The sequence below is a fragment of the Mesorhizobium sp. M0618 genome (assembly GCF_040320765.1).
In the GTDB taxonomy this organism is placed as follows: domain Bacteria; phylum Pseudomonadota; class Alphaproteobacteria; order Rhizobiales; family Rhizobiaceae; genus Mesorhizobium.
Genome location: NZ_JAMYQH010000013.1, coordinates 134567 through 160947 on the forward strand (window position 1 = coordinate 134567; position 26381 = coordinate 160947).

Below are 26381 nucleotides of genomic sequence, written 5' to 3' on the forward strand. Positions count from 1 at the left end.
GATGCTGGCGCGCGATCCATCCCCTCCACCGCTGCCGGCCGAAGGTCGCATCGTAGCCAAACCGGCGCGCGGTAACGAAAGCTACCTCGCCCTTGTCTGGCGCCGGCTGAAGCGCTCCTGGACCGGCATGGCCGGGCTCTGGCTCGTCGTGCTGCTGCTGGTGATGGCCGTGTTCGCCGAGTTCATCGCGCCAATGGACCCGAAGGTGACGGATGTCGGCTTCGCGCCTCCGCAGGTGCCTGTTTTCCATGACAGAGATGGCGGTTTCGTCGCGCGGCCGAGGGTCTATGCGCTGGCCGATTCGGCGGACCTCGATCCGGTCACTTTCCAGCCCGTCGTCGGTCCCGACTACGATCATCCAAGGCTGCTTGGTTTCTTCGTGCATGGCGCGCCTTACAAGCTCTTCGGGCTGTTGCCGGCGGACCGGCATCTGTTCGGCTCGCTGGACGGCCAGCCGGTGCATTTCCTGGGCACCGACAAGTTCGGCCGCGACGTGCTGTCGCGTGCCATCCATGGCTCGCGCGTCTCGCTAATGATCGCGCTGACGGTCGTCTTCATCATCACCGTCATCGGCACCACCGTCGGCATGGTCTCCGGCTATTTTGGCGGCAGGTTCGATGTCTGGATGCAGCGCTTCGTCGAACTGGTGCTCGCCTTCCCGCAGCTGCCGCTCTATCTGGCGCTGACGACGCTGATCCCGGTCACCGCTCCCACCAACGTCTTCCTCGCTTTCGTCATCATCGTCATGTCGGCCTTGGGTTGGGCGCAGATGTCTCGCGAGGTGCGCGGCAAGACTTTGGCGCTGGCGCGGATCGAGTATGTGCGCGCCGCCATGGCGGTCGGCGCCACCGACCGTCGCATCATCATGCAGCACATCTTCCCCAATGTGATGAGCCATGTGATTGTCGCCGTGACGCTGGCGATCCCGACGGTGGTGCTGCTCGAATCCTTCCTCGGTTTCCTCGGCTTCGCCGTCAAGCCGCCGCTGATCTCGTGGGGTCTGATGCTGCAGGACACCGCGACCTATTCCGTCATCGGCACCTATCCCTGGATCCTGTCGCCGGTCGGTTTCGTGCTCGTCACCGTCTTTGCCTTCAACGCGCTGGGCGATGGCCTGCGCGACGCCGTCGACCCTTATTGAGGTGCCTGAGATGTCCGTCGCGCTCGCCGAATCCTTCGCACCAACCGTCCGTCACGACCATGACGGACGCCGGGGCCAGCCGATCATCGACGCCCGCAACGTCGCCGTGGCCTTCAAGGTCGAGCATGGCGTCGTCGACGCGGTCAAGGACATCTCGTTTCAGCTCTATCGCGGCGAGACGATCGCCATCGTTGGCGAATCCGGTTCGGGCAAGTCGGTGACGGCGCGCACCGTCATGGGCCTTCTGTCGCGGCGCGCCACCGTGTCCCCCGGATCGAGCGTCTGCTATGACGGGCAAAACATCCTGAAATTTCCCGAGAGCGCCCGGCGCAAGCTGCGCGGCAACCGCATCTCGATGATCTTCCAGGAGCCGATGAGCTCGCTCAACCCGATCTATACGGTCGGCAGCCAGATCGTCGAGGCGATCCGGGTGCATCGCAAAGTCAGCCGCAAGCAGGCCTGGGCGCGCGCACTGGAACTTCTGCAGCATGTGCAGATTCCCGATCCCGCCGCGCGGCTCAAGCAATACCCGCACCAGCTATCGGGCGGGCAACGCCAGCGGGTGATGATCGCCATGGCGCTGGCCAACAATCCCGATGTGCTGATCGCGGATGAGCCGACCACAGCGCTCGATGTCACCGTCCAGGCGCAGATCCTGAACCTGATCCGCAGCCTGCAAAAAGAACTGCGCATGGCGGTGATCCTGATCACCCACGACCTGACCGTGGTGCGCCAGTTCTCCGACTACGTTTATGTCATGCAGCATGGCGAAATGTGCGAGCACAACGTCACCGAACGGCTGTTCGCCAATCCACAGCACCCCTATACGAGACGGCTGCTGGCTTCCGAGCCGCAGGGGCAGCCGAAGCCGCTGCCGGAGGGCTGCGGCACCATCCTGGAGGCCAGCGGCGTGCGCGTCTCATTCATGCTGCGCCACGGCACCTTCCTGAAACCGGACTGGCGAGAGCTGGTCGCCGTCGACGATCTCGGCCTGAAACTCTGTCGCCACGAGACGCTGGGGCTGGTCGGCGAGTCCGGTTCAGGCAAGACCACCTTCGGCCAGGCCCTGCTCAGGTTGATCGACGCCAAGCGCGGCGAGATCCGTTTCGACGGCAAGCCGATCCACGGCCTGTCGCGGGCGCAGATGCGGCCGTTGCGCTCGCGCATGCAGATCGTCTTCCAGGATCCGTTCTCCTCGCTCAACCCGCGCATGACGATCGGCCAGATCATCGAGGAAGGGCTGATCGTCAACAGCATAGGGGCGACGCGGCGCGAGCGGGTCGAACGGGTGCGCGACGCGCTGGTCAGCGCCGGCATGCCGGGCGATATACTGTCACGGTTTCCGCACGAATTCTCCGGTGGCCAGCGCCAGCGCATCGCGATCGCCCGCGCCATCGCACTCGAACCCGAATTCATCCTGCTCGACGAGCCGACATCGGCGCTGGATCTCTCCGTCCAGGCGCAGATCATCGACCTGTTGCGCAAGCTGCAGGACGAGCGCGGCCTCAGCTACCTCTTCATCTCGCACGACCTCAAGGTGGTGCGCGCACTGTGCCATCGCGTGATCGTCATGCAGAACGGCAAGATCGTCGAGCAGGGCCCCGTCGACGACGTCCTGTCCAATCCCAAGACCGCCTACACGGAACGGCTCGTCAGGGCCGCTTTCGACGTGGCCTGAACATATGCCGGAGGTTAGCATGGCAAGAAATCCCAAGATCACTTTCATCGGCGCAGGCTCGACGGTGTTCATGAAGAACATTGTCGGCGACGTGCTGCAGCGCCCGTCGCTTTCCGGCGCGACCATCGCGCTGATGGACATCAATCCGCAGCGGCTGGAAGAGAGCGCCATCGTCGTCAACAAGCTGATCGCGACGCTCGGCGTCAAGGCGAAGGCCGAGACCCATTCGGACCAGCGCAAGGCGCTGGCGGGCGCAGATTTCGTCGTCGTCGCCTTCCAGATCGGCGGCTACGAGCCCTGCACGGTCACCGACTTCGAAGTGCCGAAGAAATACGGCCTGCGCCAGACGATCGCCGACACGCTCGGCGTCGGCGGCATTATGCGCGGCTTGAGGACCGTGCCGCATCTGTGGAAGATCTGCGAGGACATGCTCGCCGTCTGCCCGCAGGCGATCATGCTGCAATATGTCAACCCGATGGCGATCAACACCTGGGCGATAGCGGAGAAATACCCTGACATCAGGCAGGTCGGTCTCTGCCATTCCGTGCAGGGCACGGCAATGGAGCTGGCGCACGATCTCGACCTTCCCTACGAAGAGATCCGCTATCGCTCGGCCGGCATCAACCACATGGCCTTCTATCTCAGCTTCGAGCATCGCCAGCCGGACGGTTCCTACCGCGACCTCTATCCCGATCTCGTGCGCGCCTATCGCGAGGGCCGCGCGCCGAAGCCCGGCTGGAACCCGCGCTGCCCCAACAAGGTGCGCTACGAGATGCTGACCAGGCTCGGCTATTTCGTCACCGAGAGCTCGGAACATTTCGCCGAATACACGCCCTATTTCATCAAGGAAGGCCGCCCGGACCTGATCGAGAAGTACGGCATCCCGCTGGACGAATATCCCAAGCGCTGCATCGAGCAGATCGAGCGCTGGAAGGGGCAGGCGGAAGCCTATCGCTCGGCCGACCGCATCGAGGTCGAGCAGTCCCGGGAATATGCCTCCTCGATCATGAATTCTGTCTGGACCGGCGAACCTTCGGTGATCTACGGCAACGTCCGCAACAATGGCTGCATCACCTCGCTGCCCAGGGACTGTGCCGCCGAAGTGCCGTGCCTGGTCGATGCCTCCGGCATCCAGCCGACCTATATCGGCGAGCTGCCGCCGCAATTGACCGCGCTGATCCGCACCAACATCAACGTGCAGGAACTGACGGTGCGGGCGCTGATGACGGAGAACCGCGAGCACATCTACCATGCGGCGATGATGGATCCGCATACTGCGGCCGAACTCGATCTCGATCAGATCTGGTCACTGGTCGACGATCTCCTCGCCGCCCACGGCGACTGGCTGCCAGCCTGGGCGCGTGTGAGGCGCAAGATCGAAGCCGCCTGACGACCTATTTCGGATCGTCGGGGTCCGTTTCTTCCTCGTCGTCGCGGGCCTTGATGACATAGGCGCCCTTCAGCCAGCGGTTGAGGTCGATGTCCTTGCAGCGCGTCGAGCAGAACGGAAAGGTGTCGCGCGCCGAGGGCTTGCCGCATTCGGGGCAGGGGCGCTTCGGGCGCAAGGGTGTGACCTTGGAGTCGGAATTCACAGCCGGGGTCCCGCCAGCCAGCCGCCATGCACCTTGAAGCCCTCGCCGCTCAATAGCGCCACGGTCTCATAGAGCGGCAGCCCGACGATATTGGTGTAGGAACCGACCAGCTTGACGACGAAGGCACCAGCGAGGCCCTGGACGGCGTAACCACCCGCTTTGCCGCGCCATTCGCCCGACGCGACATAGGCGTCGATCTCCTCGCGCGGCAGCCGCTTGAAGCGCACCCGCGTCTCGACCAGCCGCTGACGCAGCTTGCCGCCCGGGGTGATCAGGCAGATGCCGGAATAGACCCGGTGCGAACGGCCCGACAACAGCCCGAGGCAGTTGGCGGCGTCGTCGAGGGTTTCTGCCTTGGGCAGGATGCGCCGCCCGACGGCGACGACCGTATCCGCGGCCAGCACGAAGCCCGGCGCGTAGTCGGCTTCGGTTTTCAGCGACGCGAACGCCTTCTCGGCCTTTTCCTTCGACAGCCGCTTGGCCAGCGAGCGCGGATGCTCTGCACGCAGCGGCGTTTCGTCGACATCGGCCGGCAGCACGCGGTCCGGCTCGATGCCGGCCTGCTGCAAGAGCTCGATTCGGCGCGGCGAACCCGAGGCAAGCACCAGCTTCTGCAAAATGCTCATCGCGGACCAGTCGGGCTTTGCTTACTTGAAACGATAGGTGATGCGGCCCTTGGTCAGGTCGTATGGCGTCATCTCGACCAGAACCTTGTCGCCGGTCAGCACGCGGATGCGGTTCTTGCGCATGCGGCCGGCCGTATGGGCGATGATTTCGTGTTCGTTTTCGAGCTTTACCCGGAACATCGCGTTCGGCAACAATTCCGTCACGACACCCGGAAACTCGAGGACTTCTTCCTTCGGCATTCGATACCTTTGCTTGGATGGTAGTTCCAGCGCCCTGGCCGGAATTTCGGCGGAACCTATATGATAATCGTCCGCTTGTGAACACGCTTAATCGGCGGCCTCCGGAGGTGTGAATCGACGCCCGATCCGCGCTTTCAGGCGCTCGCGCACGTCCCGGTAGGCCGCCATGATCTGTTCGCGCGTGCCGGCGGCGTCGGTCGGGTCCGGCGTCGGCCAGTATTCGACCTCGACAGCGAGCGAGCGGGTGAGTTCAAGTGCGGCGTGGTGCGCTTCCGGCGCCAGCGTGACGATGAGGTCGAAATAATCGTCCTCGAGATCGTCCATGGTCCGTGGGTGACGCTCGCCCAACGACAGGCCTTCCTCGGCAAGCACCGCATCGACGAACGGATCGCGCTCGCCGGCGCGAACGCCGGCCGAAGCGACAAAGATGGCGGCGGGCAGCATGCGGCGCGCCAGCTGCTCTGCCATTGGCGAGCGCACGGCATTCATGCCGCACAGGAACAGGATCGAACGGGGCAGGGCGCCGGGTGCCAGGGCTAGCCCCGCCAGTGCAGTACGCAGACCAGCGTGAACAGCCGGCGCGCCGTATCGAAGTCTATGTCGATCTTGCCGGATAGCCGGTCCATCAGCGTCTGCGAACCTTCATTGTGCAGGCCGCGGCGGCCCATGTCGATCGCCTCGATGTGGCTCGGCGTCGAGGAACGGATGGCGTCGTAGTAGCTTTCGCAGATCATATAGTAATCCTTGACGATGCGCCTGAGCGGCGTCAGCGACAGGATATGAGTGACGACGGCGGTGCCATCCTCGCGCGCCACGGCAAACACCAGGCGCTGCTCGGCCAGCGACAGTTTCAGCCGGTAAGGGCCGTCGCCGCTGTCATTGACGGGCTGAAAACTGTTCTCCTCGATCAGGTCGAAGATCGCCACCGCGCGTTCATGCTCGACATCGGGTGTCGACCGGCCGATCGATTCATCGAGTTCGACATCGATCAGCCTGGCGCGGGTTTGATCGGGGCCAGACATCGCCGCCTACATGTTCAACCGTATGGCGACGGAGCGTCCATGCGCCTCAAGGCCTTCCGCCTTGGCGAGCGCAATCGCCGCCGGCGCCAAGATACGCAACTGCTCCGGTCCAAGCTTGAGGATCGACGTGCGCTTGACGAAATCGAGCACGGAAAGGCCCGACGAGAAACGCGCCGATCTGGCCGTCGGCAGCACATGATTGGAACCACCGACATAGTCGCCGATGGCTTCCGGCGTGTGGCGGCCGAGAAAGACGGCACCGGCATTGCGCATCCGCGCCAGGAAACCCTCGGCATCGTCGATGGCCAGTTCGACATGTTCGGCGGCGATGCGGTCGACCAGCGGCAGCGCGGATTCAATGGTTGGAACCAGGATCACGGCGCCAAAATCGCGCCAGCTCGCCGCAGCCGTTTCGGCCCGCGGCAGGCTCTGCAACTGGCGCTCGACCGCTTGTTCGACAGCGATGCCGAAGGCCGGATCGTCGGTGACCAGGATCGACTGCGCCGATGTGTCGTGCTCGGCCTGGGCGAGCAGGTCGGCAGCGATCCAGTCCGGATCATTGCTGCCGTCGGCCACGACGAGCACTTCCGAGGGACCGGCGATCATGTCGATGCCGACGGTGCCGAATACCTGGCGCTTGGCCGCCGCGACATAGGCATTGCCCGGGCCGACGATCTTGGCGACCGGCTTTATAGTCCGGGTGCCGTAGGCAAGGGCGGCGATCGCCTGCGCGCCGCCGACTCGGTAGATTTCCGACACGCCTGATATGTCGGCCGCCACCAGCACCAGCGGATTGATGATGCCGCCCGGCGCCGGTACGACCATGACGATGCGCTCGACGCCGGCCACCTTGGCCGGCACGGCGTTCATCAGCACCGAGCTTGGATAGCTCGCCGTGCCGCCCGGCACATAGAGCCCGACCGCCTCGACCGCCGTCCAGCGCCAGCCGAGCTCGACGCCGGCGGCATCCGTATAGCGGTCATCCTTTGGTCGCTGCCGCTCATGATGCGAGCGGATGCGGTCGCGCGCGAATTCCAGCGCCTCGATCGTCTTTGGATCGGCGGCCGTGTAGGCCTGGGCGATGTCGTCCTTCGAAACGGCGATGCCCAGTCCAGCCAGATCGGCGCGATCGAATTCCCGTGAATAGTCGATTAGCGCCGCGTCGCCCTCGGCGCGCACGCGCGCGATGATGGCGCGCACCGCGGCATCAACGTCGGCGGACACTTCCCGCTTGGTCAACAGGAAGGCGGCGAAACGCTGCTCGAAATCGGCGTCGGACTGACGAAGCGTGATGGCCATCGGACGCTCAGGCCTTGTGGATGGGGCGCGAGGTGGCTTCCCACGCCCCGCCAATATCGGCAAGGCGCGCCTCGATGCACTCGACGTCGAGCATGATCGTGCCGCCGCCGGCAAAGATCAGCTCGACGATGCCGGCCGGCTTGCTGATCTCGATGAAGCTGATCGCCAGCAGCGACAGGACCTCATTGGGCTTGTCGCGGGCGATGCCGTTGGTCTTGGCGCCAAGCACCCGGTCGAAATGCAGCACCGCCTGCCGCCGCTCATTGTGCTGGCGAAACAGGCCGGATTTGGCCTCCCAGACGAAACGGTTCATGGTCAGCAGGAAACGCTTGGCTCTGGGCAGGAATTCGAGGTCTGAGACCTTCATCACGGCGTCCTGGACATGGGCCGAAACGATGCTCAGATCCTGATCGTCGAGCGCGATAAGCTTAAGGGCAGTCATGCGGATTTCGCACCTGAAGGTTGATAACTGAACCTTCTGTTAGGCGGTCTTTCCCGTCCGCGCAACCGCACCGCGAGGCCTAGCGATTGGCCTATGCGGAAATCCGCTCGATCACCGCGCCGCAGTTGGACAGCTTTTCTTCCAGCCGCTCGAAGCCGCGGTCGAGGTGGTAAACGCGGTTGACCGTGGTCTCGCCTTCCGCCGCCAGGCCGGCGATGACCAGCGAGACAGAGGCGCGAAGATCGGTCGCCATGACCGGCGCGCCCTTCAGTTTCGGCACGCCGTCGACGATCGCCGTCTGGCCCGAAAGGGTGATGTGAGCGCCGAGCCGCGCCAGTTCCTGCACATGCATGAAGCGGTTCTCGAAGATCGTCTCGGTGATCCGCGACTTGCCCTTGGCCATCGTCATCAGGCCCATGAACTGCGCCTGCAAATCGGTCGGGAAGGCCGGGAACGGCGCCGTCGTCACGTCGACCGGCGAAATGCCGGCGCCGTTGCGCCTCACCCGGATGCCGGAATTGGTCGGCGTGATCTCCGCACCCGTCTGCGCGATCACGTCCAGCGCGGTCTGCAGCAGATCCGGACGCGCACCTTCGAGCACGACGTCGCCGCCGGTCATGGCGACGGCCATGGCATAGGTGCCGGTCTCGATGCGATCGGGAATGACGCGCACGCGCGCGCCCGACAATGATTCGACACCGTCGATGGTGATTGTCGGGGTGCCGGCGCCGGAAATCTTCGCGCCCATGGCATTGAGGCACTCGGCGAGGTTGACGATTTCAGGCTCGCAAGCCGCGTTTTCCAGCACCGTCTCGCCTTTGGCGAGCGCCGCGGCCATCATCAGCACATGGGTGGCGCCGACCGAGACCTTCGGGAAGATGTAGCGGTTGCCGACAAGGCGGCCATTCTTTGTCTTGGCGATGACATAGCCGGTGTCGACATCGATATCGGCGCCCAGCGCCTGCAGGCCTTCGAGGAACAGATCGACCGGCCGCGTACCGATGGCGCAACCGCCCGGCAGCGACACTTTGGCTTCGCCCATGCGGGCCAGCAGCGGGCCGATCACCCAGAACGAGGCGCGCATCTTCGACACCAGCTCGTAGGGCGCTGTGGTGTCGACGATGTTGCGGGCGGAGAAGTTGATGGTGCGCGAATAGCCCTCATTCTGCTTCTCGCGGCGGCCATTGACCGAATAATCGACGCCGTGGTTGCCCAGGATGCGGATCAGTTGCTCGACATCGGCCAGATGCGGCACGTTTTCCAGCGTCAGCGTGTCGTCGGTCAAAAGCGAGGCGATCATCAAAGGCAACGCCGCGTTTTTCGCGCCCGAGATCGGAATGCTTCCGGAGAGCTGGTTGCCCCCGACAATTCTGATGCGATCCATGGAAGAAAGTCCCTCTCGGCCAAACAGGGCCGGTTCAATCGTTTGAGTAGCGGCCCGTCTAGACCATTGGCCGATCTGGTTCAAGAATTACGCTGGTTCAAGAAATGGGATTTCGCCCACCCCGGGCCAAGAGTGGCCGATTTGAGTTAATCTTTTTGTATTTCCTTCGATGCAGCGAGCCCGTCCGGCCGTTGATCTGCATCTCCGGTGCGCCGCGAGCGTGACTGCGCCTTGCGCTTCTGCAGATTGGCGCGCAATTGCTCTGCCAGCCGATCCTTGCGGATTGTTGCGCTGTTATTCGGTGGACCATCCTTTTTCACTGGAATTGCCTTGTCATCCATTGTCCCGCTCTGGCCCGTGAGCAGCCAGCCCGCCATTCAGGGATAGCCAACATTGTGGCGCCCCCATGTCATTAAAAGCTATCCGGCAAAGGCTTTCACAGAAGCGTTGCGCTTGGCCTTGCGCTTGCCGGTTCGATATGGCAGAAGCCCCGCCATCAGCGGCTGCGGTAGCTCAGTGGTAGAGCACTCCCTTGGTAAGGGAGAGGTCGAGAGTTCAATCCTCTCTCGCAGCACCAGTTTCCAACATCCTTGTTGCCGTACATTCGTCCTCTGCATTTGCAAGGGCGAGGCGGCTACACGGGAACGGCGCGGCCGTCGTGCTGGCGGACCTCATCAGCGGTGCATTGCTCCAGAAAATGGCTGCCACAGGCAACTCCAACCGAAGCGCATTCCCGGCAAGACACGATTCGTTAACCAAGATGCTGTTCATCGACATGACGTATTGTGGCATGGATGCCCGTCTGCGTCGGTCAAGTCCATGCTTGTCAGGAAGAGGGCCGAAAGGCTCCTGATCTGGGCGGAACCTAAAACCGCCCGAAACAAAAGAACGTGCAAGGCATGAACGTGAGCGAAAACGTGCAAAACGCCCCCGGTGCTTCCCGTCTTTGGACACTGCCGGCCATCATGGCAGCGTTCTTATGTCTGTTCGTTACCGGCGCGTTCGCGGAGACGCGTGCTTTGAAGATTCAACATCTCCATACGGGCGAGAAGGCTGAAATCGTGTTCAAGCGCAATGGGCGCTATGATCCGGCGGGATTGAAGAAGATCAATTTGATGCTGCGCGACTGGCGTCGCAACGAACCGACGAAGATGGATCCGCGCCTGCTCGATCTTGTCTGGCAGGCCTATCGCGCCAGCGGCTCGACAGCCTATATCCACGTGGTCAGCGCCTATCGGTCGCCAGCGACGAACGCCATGCTGCGCAGCCGCTCGAAGGGCGTGGCTCGGGAAAGCCAACACATGGTTGGCCGCGCAATGGACTTCTTCCTGCCGGATGTGCCGCTGAAGAAGCTGCGCGACATCGGCCTCAAGATGCAGGGCGGCGGCGTAGGCTATTACCCGACCTCCGGTTCGCCTTTCATACATATGGATGTCGGCAATGTGCGGCATTGGCCTGGCATCAGCCGTCAGGAACTCGCAAGGGTATTCCCGAACGGCAATACGCTGCATGTGCCGAGCGACGGCAAACCGCTGCCCGGTTATGGGCAGGCGTTTGCCGCCTACAAATCGCGCAAGGGCGCCGGCACGCCCAACATCGACCTGGCAAGTGCCGACGGCGGCCAACGCAGGCCGCGCGGCCTGCTGGCGACGCTTTTGGGTGGGCGCGGCGCGGACGAGACCGATGATGTCGCCGAAGCGGTGCCGGCGCCACGCAAGCCGGCCAAGTCCGTTGAACCCAGGCCCGCCGGCATCGCAATCGTGCCGCCACAGGATGCCCAGCGCGCCGACATCCAGACGGCTTCCGTCGATCGGGCCGAAGAATCGCCGATCGGAGCGGAGGGAAAGACGCCTGAAGCGATCGTCATGGCGATGGCGCCGGGCTCAGTGCCGCTGCCAGCTTTCGCCCCGCGCACCGGGTCAACGGCCAGCATTCCGACCCCGCAAATCGCGCCACTTGCAACAGCCAACGCTTCCACGGCGCGGGCCGAGCTGGCCAATCCAGCAGCAACCGATGCTGAAATTCCCTCGGGCAAGTCGGATGCCGGCCCCGCGAGCGGCGCGCCGGACCTAGTGGTGCTCAACATCCCGTTGCCGACATGGCGGCCGGAAAGCCCGACAAGGCCGACGCGCCAGCCTGACGCAGACAAATCCGGCGATGCGGTCGCTGCCTTGCTGGCCTTGAACCATGCCGATGACGGCCACAATGGGTTGGCCGGCCAGCGGGTCTCGGTTGCCCAATCGAAGCCCGAAGATCGCGTCAGGACCAGCCCGAAGGCCGACCGTGTCCAGCCAAATCTCGATCCCGAAGCTACCGCGGTCATCGTGCCGGCAGCGTTGTCCGGCCGGCTGATTGAGACGGGTCGTGGCATCGCCGGCGGAGCCAGCCCTGCGGCGGCGCCCGTCATCGCCGCCAATCTCATCCGCACAGCGCCGGAGCACATCTATCTCGATGGATTCCAGCCGCGAGGACAGACCTCCGATCACCGACGCTTCACCGGTTCAGCGGTCAAGTTCCTGCCCATCGCCAGCTTCAGATAGACGCAAGCCCTCGTTCGAGCCGACGTGGATGTGTTGCACGACTGGCTTGGCTGTCATGGGATTGCAAGTCATGCCGAACTCTCGCTGGCTCTGTAAGAGAAGTTCCAAATTTGACAAACATGTGCAAAATTGTAAGATAATTGTCTTTCCGTCGACGATAGGCGATGACAATGTCGATCCGCGAAGAACTGGCCAATACGACCGTGGCGTTCACCTCTGCGGAAGAGAAGATCGTCCAGGTCCTGCTCGCCGATTATCCGATGTCGGGGCTGGGCACCGCGACCCGGCTGGCACGGCGCGCCGGCGTCAGCGACCCGAGCGTGACGCGGCTGATGACCAAGCTTGGCTATGTCGGCTTTGCCGACTTCCAGGCACGCCTGCTCACCGAAGTCGAATCCAGGCTGCATTCGCCGCTTTTGATGATGGAGGCCAAGCGTCCGGGCGGCTCCAGCGAAGGCACCGCACTTGCCTATTTCCATTCGGTTTCCGACAGCCTGGAGCGCACGCGCACGGCAGTGCCGGTGCAGGCCTACACGCGCGCCGTCAACATGCTGCTGGAGAGCAAGGGCCAAGTCGTGCTGCTGGGCGGCCGGTTCAGCCGGCATATCGCCTCCATGCTGGCCGGCTACCTCCTGCAGTTCCGCTCCGGCGTGCGCGACATCGGTTCGTTGAGCCCCGCCGATTTCGACCTGTTGATCGACCTTGGCAAGCGCGACCTCCTCGTCGTGTTCGACTACCGGCGTTACCAGTCGGACGTGGTGAGCTTTGCCCAGCAGGCCAAGGAGCGCGGCGTCTCCATCCTGCTGTTCACCGATGTCTGGCTGTCGCCGATATCTGACATAGCGGACCTGACCATGGTCGCCGCGATCGACGCCAACTCGCCGTTCGACACGCTGGCGACGGCCGTTGCCCAGATGGAAACCGTGTTTGCCCACGCGCTGGAGGGCCACGGCGCCGGGGTGCGCAAGCGCATCGAGGACATCGAAAGGATCCGCAGCGCCAATGCGGTCACGCTCGATACCGCCCTGTCGTCATCGGCCGACGACGCCGCCAAATCCAAAACCACAAGAAAATAGTGTCGTTGCGCCCAGTGCAGCGATTGCAAAGCGCCGCGACGCAGAGAAGGAAGCGACGATGTCCGACAACCAGACCATCATCGATGCCGTGCAGGCTGAGATCGAGACCGATCGCGACTGGTTGATCGGCCTGACCCGCGACATGGTTCGCATCCCTTCGGTCAATCCCAAATTCGAGCCCAACCCGGCGATCAACCGCGAGGCGGATGTCCAGGCGCTGCTCGAACCGATCCTCAAGCAGGACGGGTTCAAGACCGAGCAATGGGATGCCTTGCCCGGCCGGCCCAATCTGGTCGGCGAATGGGCGGGAGACGAGGACCGCAGCCTGATCCTGTGCGGCCATATCGACGTCGTGCCGGTCGGCGCGATGAAGGACTGGTCGGTCGATCCGTTCGGCGGCGAGATCACCAATGGCCGCCTCTATGGCCGCGGCGCCGTCGACATGAAGGGCGGCGTCGCCGCTTGCATCGCCGCCGCGCGCGCGATCCGCAAGGCGGGCATCACGTTGCAGGGCCGGCTCGCCATCCACTCGGTCGTCGACGAGGAAGCCGGCGGCTTCGGCGCCATGGACGCGGTGAAGAAGGGCAAGCTCGCCAAGGCGGTGCTGGTCGCCGAGCCGACCTGGGGCGATGTCCTGCCCGTCGAAGGCGGGCTCGAATGGGCGCGGGTGACGATCCGCGGCCGCAACGCCCATTCGGCGCTGCGCTACAACGAGATTTATCCGCAGCGCCACGACAAGGACCGGCTCGAGCCGGGCGTCAACGCCATCGAGATCGCCGCTCGCTTCATCGCCGCCGTGCGCCAGTATGAACTGGACCGGACGCGGGCGAAATCGCATCCATTGCTGCCGCTCGGTATGAACACCATCAACATCGGCGTCATGCATGGCGGCACCGGCCTTGGCGAACACGGCCTGCCGACCGTCATGACCAACCCGGCCATCATTCCCGACGTCGCGGTGCTCGATCTCGACATGAAATTCCTGCCCGATGAGAACTCGGCCGACTACCGCCGCGATTTCGAGACGTTCGTCCACCATTTCGCCCAGACCGATGCGTGGCTGCGCGACAACCCGCCTGCGATCCAATGGGAGCTCGGCGGGCTGTATTTCCCGCCGATGAACACCCCGGTCGATCATCCGCTGGTGACCTCGCTGATGAAGCGCAAGGCCATGGTCGGCAAGGCGCCGCAGGCGCGCGGCTTCGTCGCTGTGTGCGATGCCGCGCACTATGCCGGCGCCGGCGTCGACGGTGTCATCTTCGGCCCGTCGGGCGACGGTTTTCACGGTTCCGACGAATATGTCGAGGTCGAATCGGTGGTCGAGACCGCCAAGGTGATCGCTGCTTCGGTCATCGACTGGTGCGGCATCCGCTGAGGCGGAGCCGCTATTCCGAAACGGTCAGGCCGGGCGTTTCAGGCGTCCGGCGACGGCGCCCCATGAAGCCTTGATCATGCCGACCAGGCCGCTCGGGTAGGCCAGCATCACGCCGATGATCAGCACCGCCGTGATCATCGGCCGCCACGCACCGAAATCGGCCATCCATTCGGCGAAGATCGTCAGCACGAACGAAGCGATGATGGCGCCGTAAATGGTGCTGGTGCCGCCGAGCAGCACCATCGACAGGATGATGGTCGCCAGGCTCATGCCGAAGACGTCGATCGAGGCATTGCGCTGGTAGGCGGCGTAGAAGGCGCCGGCGATGCCGGTGAAGAAGGCGCTCGCGGCAAGCGTCAGCATGCGCTGGCGGACGATCGAGACGCCGCGGCTGACGGCGTATTCCTCATTGTCGCGCAAGGCGACGATACTGGCCCCGGCGCGTGAGCGCACGAACACGCGCAGGAACAGCGTGCTCGCCACCAGCAGCGCCAGCGCGATGTAGAAATAGGCTGACTTGCCGTCACGGACCATATTGTGGTCGAACACGTAAAGTCCGGGAATGCGCACCAGCCCTTGCGTGCCACCGGTGATGGCGGACTGGCTGATGATCACCTGCATGACCAACTGCGCGAAGCCGAAAGTGACCAGGATGATGTAGATGCCCTTCAGCCGCAGGATCGGGATGGTCACCAGGATCGCCGCCAGGGTTGCGATGACACCGCTGGCAAACAGCGCGATCCACGGGTCGAATTCGGCCAGCTTGGTCAGCAGGCTGTAGGCATAGACGCCGATGCCGAACAGCGCCAGATGGCCGAAATTGAAGACGCCGCCATAGCCGAGGCTGAGGTCCCAGTTCGAGGCGACGATCGCATAGATGAAGGCCATGATCAGGATGTGGCGGGCATAGGTGTCGCCGAAGATCAGCGGCAGCAATGCCAGCAAGGCGAAGCCGATCACGAAGCCGATGGCCTCCTGCTCCCACGGCGTGCGGCCGGGAGCGATCGGGGTTGCCGCCTCTGCATGGCCAAGGGTGATCGGCGATGTCGTGTTGGTCATGCTAGGCCTCGGGAGCGGCTGGCGAAGATGCCCTCGGGGCGCACCATCAGGGTCAGGATGAGCACGCCGAACAGCAGCGCGGGTGTCCAGTACAAGCCGAAATAATAGCTGCAGGCGGCCTCGAAGAAGCCGATCAGATAGGCGGCGAAGATCGGGCCCGATATGCTCGATATGCCGCCGAAGACGACGACGATCAGCGCCTTGAGCAGCGGGTCGCTGCCCATCACCGGCGACATGAAACGGTAGCCGCCCATGAAGATGCCGGCGAGCCCGGCGAGCGAAGCGGCGATGGCGAAGGCCAGCCCATAGAGCGCGGTGACGTTCAGCCCGACAAGATGGCTGGCATCTTCGTTTTGCGCCACGGCGCGCAGCGCCAGCCCGAGCCGCGTGCGGTTGAGGAACATCCAAAGTGCGGCCAGGATCAGCGGCGTGATGACGATGATGGCGATCTGGTGCAGGGAGACGCCGACGCCGCCGATGGTGGTGTTGCCGGCGATCAGGGCAGGGATCTGCTTCGAGCGCGGTCCCCAGATGGTCAAGGCGCCGTTCTCGATCAGCGATCCGGCCGCCAGCGTGGTGATGACGACGACCAGCACGATGTTGGGTCGGCCGATCAGCGGCCGCACGACGCTCGCCTGCAGGATCCAGCCGACGCCGGCCATGACGACGACGGCGATCGGAAAGGCGACCGCCGCCGGCAGGCCGAGTTCGACCAACTGCCAGGCGATGTAGGCGCCCAGCATCATGAATACGCCATGGCTGAAATTGAACACGCCGATCGTCGTCCACACCAGAGCCAGCCCGACCGCCATCATGGCGTAGAGCGAGCCCTGGAACAGGCCGCCGAACAGGATTTCCGCCAATGCGCTCATCTTCGGATTTTCCTAATGGCCAAAATACATCGACATGATCTCGCCGTGGTCGAGGCTTTCGCCCGGCTTGATCTCGGTCGCCACGGCGCCATGGTTGACGAGGTAGAGTTGCTGCGTCAGCTCCAGCAGGAATTCGATGTCCTGCTCGACGACGATCAGCGGCACGCCGCCGCGCGAAATGTCCATGACGGAGGCGCAGAGTTCGTCCTTGATCTTGGGTGCCAGCCCCAGCGTCGGCTCGTCGAGGATCAGCAGGCGCGGATGGCTCATCAGCGCGGTGCCGATCGACACCATCTGGCGCTCGCCGCCCGACAATGTGCGCACGCGCTGGCGCCAGCGTTCCGCCAGTTTCGGAAACAGCTTGATCACCTTCTCGCGGTTCTCCGCCTCATGCGGCCGGGCCCGCGGCGAATAGGCTCCGAGCGCCATGCAGTCGGCGATCGAGAGATCGGGAAACAGCCGGTTGCCTTGCGGCACATGGATCAGGCCGGCGCCGACGATGGCGCGTGCGCTGCGGCCGGCAATGTCCTGCCCGTCGAACAGGATGCGGCCGCTCTTCGGCTGCAGCAGCCCGGAGATCGCCCGCAGCAGCGTCGTCTTGCCATGGCCGTTGGGGCCGAACAGGCCGACATTGCCGAAACGGCCGGCCTCCAGCGAGATATCGTGCAGCACGGTGACGCGGCCATAGCCGGCGGTGACGCCTTCGACGCTGAGAATCGGGTTCACGCCGCCGATCTCCTCGTGCCGAGATAGGCTTCGATGACGCGCGGATCGGCGATTACGCCTGCCGGATCGCCGGCGGCCAGGACACGGCCATTGTTGAGCACCAGCAGATGCTGCGAAAGGCTCATCAGGAAGGTCAGCACGTGCTCGATCAGAAGGATGGTGATGCCGCGCTCGGCGGTGCGGCGGATCAGGCCGATCGACGTCTCGATCTCGGGCTTGGTCAGGCTCGATGCCGGCTCGTCGAGCAAGAGCATGCGCGGCTGCATGGCAATCGCGGTGGCAAGCATCAGGCATTTGCGCTCGAACACGGACAATTCGCCGGCAAGCCGGCCGAACGACTGAGATCCCAGGCCGACGAACTCCAGCGCCTCGGCGGCGGCATTGCGGGCCGTGGCCGCTGTCTTTTCCTGCTTGCCATAACTGGCGCCGATCAGCGCGTTCTCGAACACGGTCAGCCCGTCGAAGCTGGTCTCGCGCTGAAACGTGCGGGCGAGGCCGAGGCGCGCGATGGCGTGTCCCGATTTGCCGTTTATGGCAATGCCGTCAAAGCGGATCTGGCCCCGGTCGGGGCCGAACGGTATGCCGGTGATGATGTTGAACAGCGTGCTCTTGCCGCTGCCGTTCGGGCCGGCGATGCCGAAGATCTCGCCGGCCTCGACCTTGAACGACACACCGTCGACGGCCTTCAGCGAACCGAAGGCCTTCGACACGTCGTCCAGTTCAAGCAGGGCCATTCCCTATTGCATCCAGGGCTGGAGCTTGAAGGCGCCGGTGGCATATTTCTCCGGCGAGATCAGCGTGCGCTTGCCGTCCCAGATCTGGAAGAAGGTGATCGGGATGTAGTCGTCGCCCTGTGTGGCAAGGTGGGTGGCGGGATCGAATTTCAGCCGCCCTTCAGCGACCTGCTTGTCGGTCTCCGACAGTGCCTTCATGATCGCCGCATGGTCGGATGCGCCACCGACCTTCTTAACCGCGTCGAAATAGACATTGGTCATTTCGTAGAGGCCGACGCCATAGGTGCCGCTCTCGACGCCGTATTTTGCCTTGAACTTGGCCGCCACCTCGTCGGCGCGCGGGTTCTTCGGCGTCGTCAACGCGCCGCCGAGCAGATTGTAGATGACACCATCCGATTTCTTGCCGGTCAGTTCGACGAATTCCGGAACGCTCGGCGCATATTGCAGGAAGACGAGGCTCTTGGTCGGCTGCTCGAGGAACTGGTTCAGGAACGACGCCGAATTGCCCGGCAGATAGTCGGTGTTGATGACGACATCGGGAACGTTCTCGCGCACCTTGGCGAGGATCGAACGCCAGTCGGTCACTTCGCCGAAGGGCACGATCTCGTCGACGGTGATGGTCCAGCCCTTCTCCTTGAAGGTCTTCTTCATGCCTTCGGAGATGGTCTTCGAATAGGCGTTGTCGGACGAGATGATGGCGACCTTCTTGGTCGGCAAGGTGATCTTGCCGTCGGCCGCGAGCTTTTCGACGAACAGGGTGACGTCGGTGTTGTAGGCGTCGAAGGAAGGCGTCAGCGACCAGCAGCACATGTATTTATCGGGGCTCGGCGCGATGATGTCCCTGGTCTGCTGCGAGGTGGCCGCGAGCATATAGGGCATTTCCGCTTCGGCCATGTTGTCGATCTCGAAATTGGTCAGGCTGGCATAGCCGGTCAGCATGAAGTGCACGCCCGGATCGCCAAGCAGGCGCTCGACCGCGCTGGTGACGTTGCCGGCGGACTGATCCTTGACGTCGCCGACCACCAGTTCGAACGTATCCCCGGCAACGCCGCCGGCTGCGTTGGCCTCGTCGATGGCCATCTGCACGCCGCGCTGGAATTCCTGGCCGTCCGCCGCGGCAGGGCCGGTCAGCGGCGCAAGCAGGCCGATCTTGACGATTTCGGCAAAGGCGGGTGCGCCTGATACGGCAAACATGCCGATCAGCGTCGTGCTCATCAGCATATGGCGGATTCGACTTGCGGCGGATTTGGGCTTCATCGTGCTGTTCCCTGTTTTCCTCCCGTTCATCGGGAGTTGGATAATTGACAATCTACGCATAATTGTTCTTATTTGAAAAGGATTTTTCAACGCAACCTGGCCGGGAAGATGGTTCCCGCAAAGGTTTGGAAGCCGTGGCGCTTTGCTGCGCAACTGCATTAAACCAGGGCAATTCCCCCGACGGAGCGGACAATGACGATCTCGCAGAAGACCCTTGAAACCAGCCACGGCAAGATCGCGGTTCGCCAGACCGGTGGCGAAGGCACCGCTGTCATGCTGATCCACGGCAATTCATCTTCCAGCGCCGTTTTCCGCAACCAGTTGGACAGCATGTTGGGCGAGCGCTACCATCTCATCGCTCCCGACTTGCCCGGCCATGGAGCGTCCGCCGATGCGATCGATCCGGAGCGTTCCTACAGCATGGAAGGCTATGCCGACGCCATGACCGAAGTGCTCGGGCTGCTCGGCATCGACAAGGCCATCGTCTTCGGCTGGTCGCTCGGCGGCCATATCGGGCTTGAGATGATCGACCGCTTTCCCGGCCTGCTTGGCCTGATGATCACCGGCACGCCGCCCGTCTCGCCCGAGGAGGTCGGCAACGGCTTCAAGCCGAGCCCGCATATGCACCTTGCCGGGCAGGAAACCTTCACTGACGCGGATGTCCAGGCCTATGCGCGCAGCACCTGCGGCGAGCCGTTCGAGCCGTTTCTCATCGACACGGTGGCGCGCACCGATGGAAGGGCGCGGCGCCTGATGTTCGAAAAGTTCGCGGCCGGCACCGGGCGGAACCAGCGCGAGATCGTGGCCGGCAAGACGCCGCCGATCGCCGTTCTGAACGGCATCGACGAGCCATTCGTCAACATCGATTTCGTCTCCGCTGTGAAATTCTCCAATCTATGGGAAGGCAAGGCCCATCTGCTCGACAAATCCGGCCACGCGCCGTTCTGGGATTCGCCGGATCGCTTCAATCCGGTCTTCGCCCGCTTCCTGGCAAGCTTCGACAGAGCGTAGGTCCGTCGGAAAACCGGCGCCACAGACCCCGCCTTCGAGACAGGTGGGTGACAATCACGCGCACCTACCGTATATTGACATAAAGATATCCTTATGTGACATGAAAAGGCCTGTCGCCAAAGGGATAAAAAATGTCGCAGAATTCTGCATCGCTGGACGATTTGTTCGGCCCCGTCGCGGCAAAACCGGACGGCTCGGAAGTGCTTGCCGCGCTGACGGCAGCAGCACGCGAACGCATCCTCATCCTCGATGGCGCCATGGGCACGCAGATCCAGGGCCTCGGCTTTGACGAGGACCAGTTTCGCGGCGAGGCCTTCGCCGGCTGCGCCTGCCACCAGCAAGGCAACAACGATCTTCTGATCCTGACGCAGCCGAAGGCGATCGAGGAGATTCACTATCAATACGCCATCGCAGGCGCCGATATCCTCGAAACCAACACCTTCTCCTCGACCTCGATCGCCCAGGCCGATTACGGCATGGAGGATGCCGTCTACGCGCTGAACCGCGATGGCGCGCGGCTGGTGCGGCGCGCCGCTGTTCGGGCCGAGCAGCAGGACGGCAAGCGCCGCTTTGTCGCCGGTGCACTCGGGCCGACCAACCGCACCGCCTCGATGTCGCCCGACGTCAACAATCCCGGCTATCGCGCCGTGACCTTCGACGATCTGCGCCTCGCCTATGGCGAGCAGCTGCGCGGCCTGATCGACGGCGGCGCCGACATCATCCTGATAGAGACCATCTTCGACACGCTGAATGCCAAGGCGGCGATCTTCGCAGCGGAAGAGATCTTCATCGAGAAGGGCGTGCGCCTGCCGGTGATGATTTCGGGCACCATCACGGACCTCTCCGGCCGCACGCTGTCGGGCCAGACGCCGACGGCCTTCTGGCATTCGGTGCGCCACGCCAGCCCCTTCACCATCGGCCTCAACTGCGCGCTCGGTGCCAACGCCATGCGCGCGCATCTGGCCGAGATATCCGGTGTCGCCAACACCTTCACCTGCGCCTATCCGAATGCCGGCCTGCCCAATGAATTCGGCCGGTATGACGAGAGCCCGGACTTCATGGCCGCGCAGATCGAGGATTTCGCCAGGGAAGGGCTGGTCAATGTCGTCGGCGGCTGCTGCGGCTCGACCCCGGACCACATCCGCGCCATCGCCGAGGCGGTGAAAAAGTATCCGCCGCGCGTCATTCCGGACATCGAGCGCAAGATGCGCCTGTCCGGGCTGGAGCCGTTCACGCTGACCGATGAGATTCCGTTCGTCAATGTCGGCGAGCGCACCAATGTCACCGGGTCGGCCAAATTCCGAAAACTGATCACGGCAGGGGACTATGTCGCCGCACTCGACGTCGCGCGCGACCAGGTCGCCAATGGCGCGCAGATCATCGACATCAACATGGATGAGGGTCTGATCGATTCGAAGAAGGTCATGGTCGAATACCTCAACCTGATTGCCGCCGAGCCGGACATCGCCCGCGTTCCTGTCATGGTCGACAGTTCAAAATGGGAGATCATCGAGGCCGGGCTGAAATGCGTGCAGGGCAAGCCGCTGGTCAACTCCATATCGATGAAGGAGGGCGAGGCGGCATTCCTGCATCATGCCAGGCTGGTGCGTGCCTATGGCGCGGCGGTGGTCGTCATGGCCTTCGACGAGGACGGCCAGGCCGACACCAAGGCGCGCAAGGTCGAGATCTGCACCCGCGCCTACAAGCTCCTGACCGAGCAGGCCGGCTTCCCGCCCGAGGATATCGTCTTCGATCCGAACGTGTTCGCCATCGCTACCGGCATCGAGGAGCACGACAATTATGGCGTCGACTTCATCGAGGCGACGGGCGAGATCACCGGTACGCTGCCGCATGTCCATATTTCCGGCGGCGTGTCGAACCTGTCGTTCTCGTTCCGTGGCAACGAGCCGGTGCGCGAGGCCATGCATGCGGTGTTCCTCTACCATGCCATCCAGCGCGGCATGGACATGGGGATCGTCAATGCCGGCCAGCTTGCCGTCTACGACACGATTGAGCCGGCGCTGCGCGAGGCCTGCGAGGATGTCGTGCTCAACCGCGTGCCCAAGGCCGGCGGCACCGCCACCGAACGCATGCTGGAGATCGCCGAACGCTTCAAGGGCACGGCGGGCAAGGAAGCGCAGGAGCGCGATCTCGCCTGGCGCGAATGGACTGTCGAACAGCGGATCAGCCATGCGCTGGTCAACGGCATCACCGAATTCATCGACGCCGACACCGAGGAAGCGCGGCTTGCCGCCGAGCGCCCGCTGCACGTCATCGAAGGCCCGCTGATGGCCGGCATGAACGTCGTCGGCGACCTGTTCGGCGCGGGCAAGATGTTCCTGCCGCAAGTGGTGAAATCGGCGCGGGTGATGAAGCAGGCTGTCGCGGGATTATTGCCGCATATGGAGGCCGAGAAGCTGGCCAACGCCGCCAATGGCATCGACAATGGCGAGCGCCAGACGGCGGGCAAGATCCTGATGGCGACGGTGAAGGGCGATGTCCACGACATCGGCAAGAACATTGTCGGCGTCGTACTGGCCTGCAACAATTACGAGATCATCGACCTCGGCGTCATGGTGCCGGCGGCCAAGATCCTGCAGACGGCACGCGAGAAAAATGTCGACATCATCGGCCTGTCAGGCCTGATCACGCCGTCGCTGGACGAGATGGCGCACATGGCCGCCGAGATGGAGCGTGAAGGCTTCGACATTCCGCTGCTGATCGGCGGCGCGACGACCAGCCGGGTGCACACGGCGGTGAAGATCCACCCGCGATACAGCAAGGGCCAGACGGTCTATGTCACCGACGCCAGCCGGTCGGTCGGCGTGGTCTCGTCCTTGCTGTCGAACGAGACCAAGGGCGGCTATGTCGATACGGTGCGCGCCGAATATAAGAAGGTCGCCGACGCGCATGCCCGCTCCGAAGCCGACAAGCAGCGGCTGCCGCTGGCCAAGGCGAGGGCCAATGCGCACCGGATCGAATGGTCCGCCTATCAACCACCGAAGCCGTCCTTTACCGGCGTGAAAATCTTCGAGAACTGGGATCTCACCGAACTCGCGCGCTACATCGATTGGACGCCGTTCTTCCAGACCTGGGAGCTGAAGGGCCGTTATCCCAAAATTCTCGAAGACGGGGCGCAAGGCGCCGCCGCCCGCCAGCTGTTCGAGGATGCGCAGGCGATGCTGAAAAAGATCATCGCCGAAAAATGGTTCGCCCCGCGCGGTGTCATCGGCTTCTGGCCGGCCAATGCCGTCGGCGACGACATCAGGTTGTTCACGGACGAAAAGCGGTCGCAGGAACTGGCGACGTTCTTCACCTTGCGCCAGCAGCTAACCAAGCGCGACGGCAAGGCCAACGTCGCACTGTCGGATTTCGTCGCGCCGGCGGACAGCGGCAAGCCAGACTACATCGGCGGCTTTATCGTCACCGCCGGCATCGAGGAGGTGGCTATCGCCGAACGGTTCGAGCGGGCGAATGATGATTATTCCTCGATCATGGTCAAGGCGCTGGCCGACCGCTTCGCCGAAGCCTTTGCCGAGCGGATGCATGAGAAGGTGCGCAAGGAGTTCTGGGGCTATGCTTCAGATGAAGCGCTGGCACCGGACGAGCTGATCGGCGAACCTTATCGCGGCATCCGTCCGGCGCCCGGCTATCCGGCGCAGCCGGATCACACTGAGAAGGCGACTTTGTTCCGGCTGCTCGACGGTGAGCGCAATGCAGGCGTGAGCCTGACCGAAAGCTATGCGATGTGGCCGGGCTCGTCGGTCTCCGGCATCTATCTGGCGCATCCCGAAAGCTATTATTTCGGCGTCGCCAAGGTCGAACGCGACCAGGTCGAGGATTATGCACGCCGCAAGGCAATGCCCTTGGCCGAGGTAGAGCGCTGGCTCGGCCCCATCCTCAACTACGTGCCGGCACACTATGCCGAGGCGGCTGAATAGCGACGGCATGCCCTCACAGAATTTGCGCTGGTTGCCGGCTTGTGATCCATGGCGTGGCGGTTACACCTTCGCGGGCAGTCGCCTTTGCAGTTGGAGCGCCGAATGACCTTACTCACACGCCGCGGGCTTTTGAAAACGGCAGCGATTGCCGGCGCAGGCGGGGTCGGGCTTTCGGCCATGGGCCGGCTTGGCGGCTGGGCCGCTGCTACGCCTGAGCCGGTGGTTTTGCAGACGGCAAAGATCCAGGCGAAGCTGATGGATGTCGGCCAGACCAGGGATGTGCTGACCTATGGCAATGCCGGAATGCCGCCGGTGCTCAGGATGAAAAAGGGCGAGCCCTTCGCTGCGCGCCTTGTCAACGCGATCGATGATCCGACGACGATCCACTGGCACGGCATTCGCGTTCCCAACAAGATGGATGGCGTCCCGTTCCTGGTCCAGCCCTACGTCTACACCGGCGATCATTTCGACTACGCCTTCACGCCGCCCGATGCCGGCACCTTCTGGTACCACCCGCATTGCAACACGCTGGAGCAGATGGGCCATGGCCTGACCGGCGTGATCGTGGTCGAGAATCCCAACGATCCGAAATTCGATGCCGAAATCGTCCTCAATTTGCGCGACTGGCGCCTCGGCGACGACGGTCGGTTCATCGACCAGTTCCGGCCGCGCGATGCCGCGAGAACCGGCACTTACGGCACGGTGCGCACCGCCAATTGGCTCGACCAGCCGCAATATGATGCGCCGGCCGGCGGATTGGCGCGGCTGCGCGTCGCCATCACCGACGTGACGCGTATCTACGCTTTTCGCATCGACGGTGCGGAGGCGAGTGTCATGGCGCTCGACGGCAATCCGGTGCCTGAACGTTTTTCGCCCGATGCCTTGCTGCTTGGACCCGGCCAGCGCATGGAACTGGCCATACGCATGCCCGACGAGGAAGGCGCGATCGTCAGTCTGAGGGACGTCAGGGGCACCAAGCCGAAAATCCTGGCGACCCTGCGTGCGACTGGAAACTCGCTCAAACGGGACATTCGCGATCTCGCGCCGCTGGAGCTCAATCCGGTGGCGGAAGTGGATCTCGCCAGCGCCAGGCATATTTCCCTGGCAATGAGCGCCACGGCGGAAAACGTCCCGAGCGATGGCATCTGCGGTTCGCTTGGCTACAGTTTCTGGGCCATCAACAAAGTGCCGTGGCCCGGCGACACCAAGGATCCGACCGCGCCTCTGGCCGAACTGAAGCTTGGCCAAAGCTACGTCATCGACATGGAGAACCTGACGCCGCAATCCCATCCGATGCATCTGCACGGCATGAGCTTCAAGGTGCTGTCATCCTCGACGCGCCAGGTTCAGCCTGCGATTTCCGACACCTATCTCATCCAGCCCAACGAGAAGGTTCAGCTCGGCTTCGTCGCCGACAATCCCGGCGATTGGCTGCTGCACTGCCATATCATCGAGCACCAGAAATCGGGAATGACGAGCTATGTCAGGGTGGTGTGAAGCCGCGTCAGCCTGCGCGTAGCGTCTGTGCCGTCATTTGCGCAACTGCGCCTCGATCTCGTCCAGCACCTTGTCCTTGCCAATGCCGGTGAGGAAGGCGAGGCCCTTGATCACCGGCTTGGTCACCGAAGCGGAGATCGGTGTGGTTGCGACGATGAAGTCGACATTGTCGGCCAGTCCGGGCACTTCGGTGGCCTTTGCCTGCTGGGCGTTGAAGGTGAGGCCGCGTTTCTTCATTTCCTCGGTGACGGCGACATTGACCGCGGTCGAGGTGGCGATGCCCGTGCCGCAGGCAAAGAGAATGGTTTTCTGTCTGGACATCTCTGCTTCTCCTTGTTTCAGCCGAGTACGGCTCGCACGTCTTCGAGGGTTCTGGCCGACCTCAAGCCGTCCAGGGCTTGCGGGTTCTGGATGGTGGCCATGACGGCCTGCAGCGCCTCAATCTGCTTGTCCTTGTCGTTGATGGCAAGCAGGAAGACGAAGCCGACCGGCAGCATCTCGTCGGGATCCTCCATGTTGGCGAAGGTGACTGGTTGCTTCAATGTGCCCATCGCGATGCCAGGCTTCAGCACATGCTCCGGATCGGTGTGCGGCACCGCGACATTGTCGGAGCGTTCCAGCGGCAGTCCGGTCGGGATGGTCAATTCGCGGCGCACGACCGCGTCGGCATAGCTGCTTTTGACATAGCCAAGTCTCTCCAGCCGGCCCGCCAGGATGCGGATGATCTCCTCATTGGTCGAGGCATCGGATCCGAGCACGATCGCGTCGGGGTCCAGAAGCTGCATGAGGCCGTCGGACATTCTTTGCTCCGTTGATGAAATCGTGCGCCCCGGGAAGGGCGCACGATCGGTTTGAAGGGTGGACGCTAT

Annotated in this window: 25 protein-coding genes and 1 tRNA gene; 10 read left to right on the top strand and 16 right to left on the bottom strand. The window is 63.4% G+C overall.

Going from position 1 to position 26381, the window contains the following annotated elements:
* The first annotated feature begins 1 nt into the window (after position 1).
* Genes NKJ04_RS16050 through NKJ04_RS16060 form a run of 3 tightly spaced genes read left to right on the top strand, consistent with a single transcriptional unit; the run spans position 2 to position 4209 of the window.
* The gene (locus tag NKJ04_RS16050) at positions 2-1141 is read left to right on the top strand and encodes an ABC transporter permease (protein ID WP_128302683.1); all 1140 of its coding nucleotides are present in this window, start codon (positions 2-4) and stop codon (positions 1139-1141) included.
* Positions 1142-1151: 10 nt separating this feature from the next.
* Positions 1152-2819, top strand: coding sequence for an ABC transporter ATP-binding protein (locus NKJ04_RS16055; protein ID WP_352676233.1), 1668 nt, complete (start codon positions 1152-1154; stop codon positions 2817-2819).
* Between the two features lie 19 nt (positions 2820-2838).
* Positions 2839-4209 (top strand): alpha-glucosidase/alpha-galactosidase, encoded by a 1371-nt coding sequence (locus NKJ04_RS16060; protein ID WP_352676236.1) that lies wholly within the window; start codon positions 2839-2841, stop codon positions 4207-4209.
* Positions 4210-4213: 4 nt separating this feature from the next.
* On the opposite strand, the gene yacG is transcribed toward NKJ04_RS16060, so the two are convergent.
* The 9 genes from yacG to NKJ04_RS16105 form a co-directional block, all read right to left on the bottom strand.
* Positions 4214-4411, bottom strand: a complete 198-nt coding sequence (gene yacG / locus NKJ04_RS16065; RefSeq protein WP_128302680.1) for a DNA gyrase inhibitor YacG — start codon at positions 4409-4411, stop codon at positions 4214-4216.
* Positions 4408-5037 carry a Maf-like protein gene (locus tag NKJ04_RS16070; protein WP_128302679.1) on the bottom strand — a complete coding sequence of 210 codons (630 nt, stop codon included), beginning with the start codon at positions 5035-5037 and terminating at the stop codon, positions 4408-4410. The genes yacG and NKJ04_RS16070 overlap by 4 nt, the downstream gene beginning before the upstream one ends.
* 21 nt (positions 5038-5058) lie before the next feature.
* On the bottom strand, positions 5059-5277 hold the full coding sequence (gene infA / locus NKJ04_RS16075) for a translation initiation factor IF-1 (protein ID WP_006200926.1): 219 nt from the start codon (positions 5275-5277) through the stop codon (positions 5059-5061).
* Between the two features lie 87 nt (positions 5278-5364).
* A complete protein-coding gene (locus tag NKJ04_RS16080) occupies positions 5365-5826 on the bottom strand; it encodes an arsenate-mycothiol transferase ArsC (protein ID WP_081734750.1) in 462 nt (153 codons plus the stop codon).
* The gene (locus tag NKJ04_RS16085) at positions 5814-6299 is read right to left on the bottom strand and encodes a UPF0262 family protein (RefSeq protein ID WP_013530198.1); all 486 of its coding nucleotides are present in this window, start codon (positions 6297-6299) and stop codon (positions 5814-5816) included. The genes NKJ04_RS16080 and NKJ04_RS16085 overlap by 13 nt, the downstream gene beginning before the upstream one ends.
* Before the next feature lie 6 nt (positions 6300-6305).
* Positions 6306-7598: a histidinol dehydrogenase gene (gene hisD / locus NKJ04_RS16090; protein ID WP_352553752.1), complete on the bottom strand. Its 1293-nt coding sequence runs from the start codon at positions 7596-7598 to the stop codon at positions 6306-6308.
* A gap of 7 nt (positions 7599-7605) precedes the next feature.
* Entirely contained in the window at positions 7606-8040 is a 435-nt protein-coding gene (locus NKJ04_RS16095) for a DUF2948 family protein (RefSeq protein ID WP_352676242.1), read from the bottom strand.
* A 91-nt stretch (positions 8041-8131) separates the two neighbouring features.
* Positions 8132-9424 (bottom strand): UDP-N-acetylglucosamine 1-carboxyvinyltransferase, encoded by a 1293-nt coding sequence (gene murA / locus NKJ04_RS16100; RefSeq protein ID WP_352676245.1) that lies wholly within the window; start codon positions 9422-9424, stop codon positions 8132-8134.
* A 146-nt stretch (positions 9425-9570) separates the two neighbouring features.
* A complete protein-coding gene (locus tag NKJ04_RS16105; protein WP_023809256.1) occupies positions 9571-9765 on the bottom strand; it encodes a hypothetical protein in 195 nt (64 codons plus the stop codon).
* Positions 9766-9926: 161 nt separating this feature from the next.
* Here NKJ04_RS16105 and NKJ04_RS16110 point away from each other — a divergent pair.
* The 4 genes from NKJ04_RS16110 (at position 9927) to NKJ04_RS16125 (ending at position 14415) form a co-directional block, all read left to right on the top strand.
* Positions 9927-10001 (top strand) — tRNA-Thr (locus NKJ04_RS16110).
* Between the two features lie 322 nt (positions 10002-10323).
* Entirely contained in the window at positions 10324-11964 is a 1641-nt protein-coding gene (locus NKJ04_RS16115; RefSeq protein ID WP_502897933.1) for a peptidoglycan L,D-endopeptidase MepK, read from the top strand.
* A gap of 170 nt (positions 11965-12134) precedes the next feature.
* A complete protein-coding gene (locus tag NKJ04_RS16120; RefSeq protein ID WP_352553715.1) occupies positions 12135-13040 on the top strand; it encodes a MurR/RpiR family transcriptional regulator in 906 nt (301 codons plus the stop codon).
* 58 nt (positions 13041-13098) lie between these two features.
* Positions 13099-14415 (top strand): M20 family metallopeptidase, encoded by a 1317-nt coding sequence (locus NKJ04_RS16125; RefSeq protein WP_352676250.1) that lies wholly within the window; start codon positions 13099-13101, stop codon positions 14413-14415.
* A gap of 24 nt (positions 14416-14439) precedes the next feature.
* Here NKJ04_RS16125 and NKJ04_RS16130 read toward each other — a convergent pair whose 3' ends face one another.
* The 5 genes from NKJ04_RS16130 to NKJ04_RS16150 are packed head-to-tail and all read right to left on the bottom strand — an operon-like array spanning position 14440 to position 19063.
* Positions 14440-15474, bottom strand: coding sequence for a branched-chain amino acid ABC transporter permease (locus NKJ04_RS16130; RefSeq protein WP_023809212.1), 1035 nt, complete (start codon positions 15472-15474; stop codon positions 14440-14442).
* Entirely contained in the window at positions 15471-16346 is an 876-nt protein-coding gene (locus NKJ04_RS16135; protein WP_126067682.1) for a branched-chain amino acid ABC transporter permease, read from the bottom strand. Before NKJ04_RS16135 ends, NKJ04_RS16130 begins: the two co-directional genes overlap by 4 nt.
* A gap of 12 nt (positions 16347-16358) precedes the next feature.
* Complete coding sequence (locus tag NKJ04_RS16140) at positions 16359-17072, bottom strand: ABC transporter ATP-binding protein (RefSeq protein ID WP_352676255.1); 714 nt, start codon at positions 17070-17072, stop codon at positions 16359-16361.
* The gene (locus NKJ04_RS16145) at positions 17069-17806 is read right to left on the bottom strand and encodes an ABC transporter ATP-binding protein (RefSeq protein WP_352611469.1); all 738 of its coding nucleotides are present in this window, start codon (positions 17804-17806) and stop codon (positions 17069-17071) included. Before NKJ04_RS16145 ends, NKJ04_RS16140 begins: the two co-directional genes overlap by 4 nt.
* 3 nt (positions 17807-17809) lie before the next feature.
* Complete coding sequence (locus tag NKJ04_RS16150) at positions 17810-19063, bottom strand: ABC transporter substrate-binding protein (RefSeq protein ID WP_352676258.1); 1254 nt, start codon at positions 19061-19063, stop codon at positions 17810-17812.
* Positions 19064-19255: 192 nt separating this feature from the next.
* Here NKJ04_RS16150 and NKJ04_RS16155 point away from each other — a divergent pair, with 192 nt between their 5' ends.
* The 3 genes from NKJ04_RS16155 to NKJ04_RS16165 all read left to right on the top strand — a co-directional run bounded on the left by NKJ04_RS16155 (position 19256) and on the right by NKJ04_RS16165 (position 25512).
* Positions 19256-20074: an alpha/beta fold hydrolase gene (locus NKJ04_RS16155; RefSeq protein WP_352676261.1), complete on the top strand. Its 819-nt coding sequence runs from the start codon at positions 19256-19258 to the stop codon at positions 20072-20074.
* 131 nt (positions 20075-20205) lie between these two features.
* Positions 20206-24015, top strand: a complete 3810-nt coding sequence (gene metH / locus NKJ04_RS16160) for a methionine synthase (protein WP_352676264.1) — start codon at positions 20206-20208, stop codon at positions 24013-24015.
* Between the two features lie 102 nt (positions 24016-24117).
* Positions 24118-25512, top strand: a complete 1395-nt coding sequence (locus tag NKJ04_RS16165; protein ID WP_352676267.1) for a multicopper oxidase family protein — start codon at positions 24118-24120, stop codon at positions 25510-25512.
* A gap of 33 nt (positions 25513-25545) precedes the next feature.
* Here the strand turns inward: NKJ04_RS16165 and NKJ04_RS16170 are convergent, their stop codons facing one another.
* Positions 25546-25833, bottom strand: a complete 288-nt coding sequence (locus tag NKJ04_RS16170) for a PTS sugar transporter subunit IIB (protein ID WP_023809203.1) — start codon at positions 25831-25833, stop codon at positions 25546-25548.
* 17 nt (positions 25834-25850) lie between these two features.
* Positions 25851-26312, bottom strand: a complete 462-nt coding sequence (locus tag NKJ04_RS16175) for a PTS sugar transporter subunit IIA (protein WP_352676270.1) — start codon at positions 26310-26312, stop codon at positions 25851-25853.
* Positions 26313-26381: the final 69 nt, after the last annotated feature.